At 64.4% G+C, this 5106-nt stretch carries 7 protein-coding genes; 4 read left to right on the top strand and 3 right to left on the bottom strand.

What is annotated here, in order from left to right; all coding sequences use genetic code 11:
* The 3 genes from ABZD10_RS13555 to ABZD10_RS13545 form a co-directional block, all read left to right on the top strand.
* On the top strand, positions 1-462 hold a 462-nt coding region (locus ABZD10_RS13555), incomplete at its 5' end, for an aminotransferase class III-fold pyridoxal phosphate-dependent enzyme (RefSeq protein WP_372887252.1).
* Complete coding sequence (locus tag ABZD10_RS13550) at positions 459-1079, top strand: pimeloyl-ACP methyl esterase BioG family protein (RefSeq protein ID WP_372887250.1); 621 nt, start codon at positions 459-461, stop codon at positions 1077-1079. The genes ABZD10_RS13555 and ABZD10_RS13550, both read left to right, overlap by 4 nt.
* A complete protein-coding gene (locus ABZD10_RS13545; RefSeq protein ID WP_372887248.1) occupies positions 1067-1834 on the top strand; it encodes a methyltransferase in 768 nt (255 codons plus the stop codon). The genes ABZD10_RS13550 and ABZD10_RS13545 overlap by 13 nt, the downstream gene beginning before the upstream one ends.
* 6 nt (positions 1835-1840) lie before the next feature.
* Here the strand turns inward: ABZD10_RS13545 and ABZD10_RS13540 are convergent, their stop codons facing one another.
* From ABZD10_RS13540 to ABZD10_RS13530, 3 genes are all read right to left on the bottom strand, one after another.
* Positions 1841-2614 (bottom strand): GntR family transcriptional regulator, encoded by a 774-nt coding sequence (locus ABZD10_RS13540; protein WP_372887247.1) that lies wholly within the window; start codon positions 2612-2614, stop codon positions 1841-1843.
* Between the two features lie 135 nt (positions 2615-2749).
* On the bottom strand, positions 2750-4303 hold the full coding sequence (locus tag ABZD10_RS13535; protein WP_372887245.1) for an alanine/glycine:cation symporter family protein: 1554 nt from the start codon (positions 4301-4303) through the stop codon (positions 2750-2752).
* 15 nt (positions 4304-4318) lie between these two features.
* A complete protein-coding gene (locus ABZD10_RS13530) occupies positions 4319-4756 on the bottom strand; it encodes a universal stress protein (RefSeq protein ID WP_372887243.1) in 438 nt (145 codons plus the stop codon).
* Between the two features lie 192 nt (positions 4757-4948).
* Here ABZD10_RS13530 and ABZD10_RS13525 point away from each other — a divergent pair.
* The coding region (locus tag ABZD10_RS13525) for an Lrp/AsnC family transcriptional regulator (RefSeq protein WP_372887253.1) at positions 4949-5106 on the top strand (158 nt) is incomplete at its 3' end.

Here is a 5106-nt window from a genome sequence, read left to right as displayed (position 1 = left end):
GGAAAGGCGCTGACCGGGGGGCATATCTCCTTTGCCGCGACCGTCGCCACCAGCGAGGTCGCGCAGGGCATCGGTGAAAGCGCGGCGGGCGTCTTCATGCATGGCCCGACCTATATGGCCAATCCGCTGGCCTGTGTTGCCGGTGCAGCCAGTCTGGATCTTTTGGCCAAGGGCGACTGGAAGGGTCAGGTCGCCCGGATCGAGGCCCAGCTGAAACGCGACCTGGAGCCGGCTCGCGGTCTGCCCGGGGTCAGGGACCTGCGGGTTCTGGGCGCCATCGGCGTGATCGAAATGGAGGGCGAGGTCGACCCCGAAGACGCCCATCGCATGGCCCCTGAAACCGGGGTCTGGCTGCGCCCCTTTGCCCGCAAGATCTATACCATGCCGCCCTATGTCATCACCCCGGACGAACTTGGCCGGGTCACCGATGCCATGATCGCGCTTGCCCGGAGGGCCGCGTGAAGGCGCGGTGGCTGCATCGTGACGGCGGGGGCGTTCTGACCCTGGTCTTTGGCGGCTGGGCGCTTGGCCCGGCGCCCTTTCTGACCCTGAGCGGCGCCGGGGATGTCCTGTTCCTCGAGGATTACCGCGATCTGGACCATCCGCTTTCGCAGCGTGACGACTATGACGAGCTGCGCCTGCTGGCCTTCTCCTTCGGCGTCGTTTCGGCGGCCCATTGGCTGTCGCGGACCGGGGTGCAGCCGGCGCGCCGGGTGGCGGTCAGCGGCACGCTGTTTCCGGCGGATCACCGGCGCGGCATTCCGCCGGACAGGGTGCGTGCCACCGCCGCGGGTCTGAGCCCTGTCAGCTTTGCCAGATTCTGTCAGCGGGCCGGGCACATCGGGCCCGCCCCGCAGATCGACATCGCGGCGGCGCAGGCCGAGCTTCTGGCGGTGATCGACCGCGGGGCTGCGCCGGACCCGGGCTTTGACCGCATCTGGATTCCGCGCAGCGATCGCATCCTGCCTACCTCGGCTCAGGTTTGCGCGTGGCAGGGGCGGGAAGATGCCGTTCGCCTGATCCCCGGCCCCCATGTCCCGTTTCGCGCGGGCCAAAGCTGGACGGAATGGATGACATGACTTCTGACCTTGCCGACCGTGTTCAACGCAGTTTCAGCCGCAGTTTCGCCAGCTATCACGAAGCGGCGCTGCAACAGGCCTGGATCGCCGGGCAACTGGTGCAGGAGCTGCGCGCCGCAGGTGCCGCCGGCCCCTTCACTTCCGCCCTTGAGCTGGGCTGCGGCACCGGGCATCTGACCCGCAGGCTGACGACCGGTTTCGACATTTCAGAACTGACCTTGAACGATATTTCGCCGCAGGCCCAAGGCACCGCAAGGGCGCATCAGGCGGCGTTCCTCTGCGGAGACGCCGGCCAGATCGACTGGCCCGAGAAACCCGATCTGATCGTATCGGCATCGATGATCCAATGGCTGCGCGATCCGGCCCGGCTGCTGCAGCGCGCCGCGGAGTCGCTTGCGCCGGGCGGGTGGCTGGCGGTCTCCGGCTTCGGCCCCGAGCAATACCGGGAACTGGTGAAAATCGGCTCGTCCTCGGGCGCGCCGGGACTGTGCCGCGCCGAGGATCTCGCCGAGGCCGTCCGCGGAAAGCTCGAGGTCGTCTCGGCGTGCGAAACCCTGCGCCCAATGACCTTCGAAACGCCGCGCAAGGTGCTGGAGCACCTCAGGAATACGGGTGTCAACGGTCGTGCGGCAAAGAGGTGGAGCAAATCTTCCCTCGCGGCGTTCAGCGATGACTACATGCGGTATTTCGGCGCGCAGGACGGGGTTTCACTGACCTATCACCTCATCTGGATGGTGGCGCGCAGACCCGCCTGACGGCCGCTAAGCCATCCGCGCCAGGTGCCGCCGCATGAGCGAGCGCGCAAGCTCCGCGTCGCGGGCCTTGATCGCGGACAGGATCGCGGCGTGATCGGGGTTGTCCCGCCGCCGCCATTTCGCGGTGTGGCGCTTGCTGAAGTGCCACATGTACAGCAGTTGGAGATTGCTGATTTCCGCGATCAACCGGGGCATCCGGCAGGCGGATATCACCGCCATGTGAAAACGCCGGTTCGCGTCTTCCCAGGCTTCCGAGGTCTCGGCCGCGTTGCATTCCTCGTGGATCGTTTCGATCTCGGCAATCTGATTGGGTGTCAGGTTGGGCACCGAACGCTGCAAGGCGACCGGTTCAAGCGCGCCGCGCATGACCCGCAGCTCTTCGATCGCGGTCTGATCCACGGGGGCGACACACATGCCGCGCCGTGGCAGGCTGATCGCCAGCCCCTGCGAGGCGACCCGCAGCAGGGCTTCCCTGACCGTGACCTGCGAGACCCCGAATTCGCGCGCGATAATATCCTGGCGGAGTTTCTCGCCCGGTTCGAAATCACCGCGCACGATCCGCGCCGACAGCTTGTTGGCAATATCGTCCGATTTCTTGATCTGCTGCTCCTGCACCTGACCTCCGTCGATCCTGCCAATAGAGACACCTACTCTGCACGAATAGAGCGATGTGTCCTGTTGAGCAACAAGGCAGTCCTTTGACGCGCCGTCCTTTGCCCGCCGCAGCTTGGGGGATTTGCGCAAGCCCGCCGGAACAGGTTTCGAAGCGATCGTCCACAAGGGGCGGCAGGGCGCGGTTTTCCGGCTCGAGGCCACGTCTTGATCGGGGCCGCGCAGGCGCCGCGGGCGGGGTCGCCGCAACCGGAGAGACCGGGGCAGAGGCTGCCCCGGTCCTTGGTGTCAGGGTCCTGCGCCTCAGGCCTTGGCCTTGGCGATCTTGCCGCTGTTCAGGCGGGCGCTGTACGAGACCAGCTCGGCGCGCACCAGCTTCATCAGGAAGTAGAGCGCCGCGATATTGACCACCGCCATGGCGAAGATCGCCGCGTCCGAGAAGTCGATCACCGGGCCGAGGCTGGCCGAGGCGCCGATCACCACGAAGATGCAGAACAGCACCTTGAACACCAGTTCGGCCGTCTTGCCTTCGCCGAAGAGATAGGTCCAGGCCTTGAGCCCGTAGTAGGACCACGAGATCATCGTCGAGAAGGCAAACAGGACCACGGCCACGGCCAGAACATAGGGGAACCAGCTGATCGATGCGCCGAAGGCGGCCGAAGTCAGGGCGACACCGGTATTGCCGTCGACGGTGGCGATATGGCTGCCGCCCTCGGTCAGGATGTACATGCCGGTCTGCGGATCGATCAGCATCTGCTGCGAGATGGTGATGACCAGAGCGGTCATGGTGCAGATCACCACGGTGTCGATCAGCGGCTCGAGCAGGGACACGAAGCCCTCGGTGATCGGCTCGCTGGTTTTCACTGCCGAGTGGGCGATCGCCGCCGAGCCGACGCCGGCCTCGTTCGAGAAGGCGGCCCGCTTGAAGCCCTGGATCAGCGCACCGACCATGCCGCCGGCGATGCCGAGCCCGGTGAAGGCACCGGCAAAGATCTGGCCGAAGGCCCAGCCGATCATGTCATAGTTGACGATCAGGATGACCAGCGCGGCGCCGACATAGAGGATGCCCATGAAAGGCACCACCTTTTCGGTGACGCGGGCGATCGACTTGATGCCGCCGACGATCACGGCAAAGACCACCGCCGCAAAGACCAGGCCGGTGATCCAGCCCGGATAATCGCCGATGATGCCCGAAATCTGGGCGTGCGCCTGGTTGGCCTGGAACATGTTGCCGCCGCCGAAGGCGCCGAGGATGCAGAAAATCGAGAACAGCACCGCGAGGATCTTGCCACCGGGCAGGCCCAGTTCGGCAAAGCCCTTGGAGATATAGTACATCGGGCCCCCCGAAACCGTGCCGTCGGGGTATTCGTTGCGGTATTTCACGCCCAGCGTACATTCGGTGAACTTCGAGGCCATGCCCAGAAGACCGGCAAGGATCATCCAGAAGGTCGCGCCCGGACCGCCGATGCCGACGGCCACCGCCACACCGGCGATGTTGCCCAGCCCGACAGTGCCCGAAAGCGCCGTTGCCAGGGCCTGGAAGTGGCTGACCTCGCCGGCGTCATTGGGGTCGGAATAATCGCCCTTCACCAGCCGGATGGCATGGCCGAAAAAGCGGAACTGCACGAAGCCGAAATAAAGCGTGAAGACCGAAGCCGCGATCACCAGCCACATCACGATCCAGGGAAAGGACGTGCCGGGGAAGGGGGCGAAGATCAGCCCGACGAAGGGGCCGGTCACCTCGGCGAAGACCTGATTGACCTTGTCGTCGATGCCCATGGCCTCTTCGGCGAGCGACGGGGTGGCAACGGCCAGTGCGGCGGCCCCGGTGAGGGCCGGTTTCAAGAACCTATTCATGTGGGGAACCTTTCCTTATCCGACGACCGTGACCGGGACGTCGGCGTTCATCACCAGATTGCTGGTGGAGCTGCCGAAGAGCCGGGTGGCAAAACCGCTTTCCGAGGTGCGGCCGACGATGATCTGGCCGGCACCGTTCTCGGTGCTGATCTTGCTCAGCGTGTCGGCGACGTCGCCGTGACGCACGATGCCACGCGCGGCAAAGCCTTCGGCCTCGAGCGCGGCGACCGCCGGGGCGACGATACGGTCGGTGGCAAGCTTCAGCTCTTCTTCGCGCCGCTTGTGTCGCTGGGCGTTTTCTTCCGGGGTCTGGAAGGTGAATGGCGACCATTCGATGACATAGGCAACGATCAGTTCGCAATCACCGATCTTCTTGCCCAGATCCTTGGCGAAGGCCAGAGCGCGGTTGCCCGTCTCTGCCCCGTCAAGTCCGATGACGAGTTTCACTGTCAATGTTTCGACCTCCTTGTTGTGGTCTGGTGTTCTCGGGCTGATGCCCTTTGTCGCGGCGCCGGGTGTGTTGTTGGTGATTCCCCATTGCCGTGGCCGGGGATAATAGTAATATTCACTAGAAAAAGAGAATGAACTCAGGCTGTATTGTGGGAATTACACCAAATTTCAGGCCTTTTTTGGGGAATTTTACTGATGTCTAGGGATTTGGACCGAATCGACGAGCGAATCCTCGAAGAGCTCGAGGCCGACGGCAGGCTGTCGATTGTCGAGCTGGCGGCACGGGTCAACCTGACCAACACCCCCTGTTCCGAGCGTGTGAAACGGCTCGAGAAGTCCGGTTATATCCGCCG

Origin of the sequence: Shimia sp., assembly GCF_041624275.1 — a bacterium.
Taxonomy (GTDB): Bacteria; Pseudomonadota; Alphaproteobacteria; order Rhodobacterales; family Rhodobacteraceae; genus Shimia.
Note: the sequence above shows the minus strand (reverse complement) of the source record. Positions and strands in the feature narration are given on the sequence as shown.

Excerpts from the sequence above, each read along its gene's own strand:
- ABZD10_RS13535 (WP_372887245.1), bottom strand. The coding sequence starts at position 4,303 with ATGAATAGGTTCTTGAAACCGGCCCTCACCGGGGCCGCCGCACTGGCC.
- ABZD10_RS13545 (WP_372887248.1), top strand. The coding sequence starts at position 1,067 with ATGGATGACATGACTTCTGACCTTGCCGACCGTGTTCAACGCAGTTTC.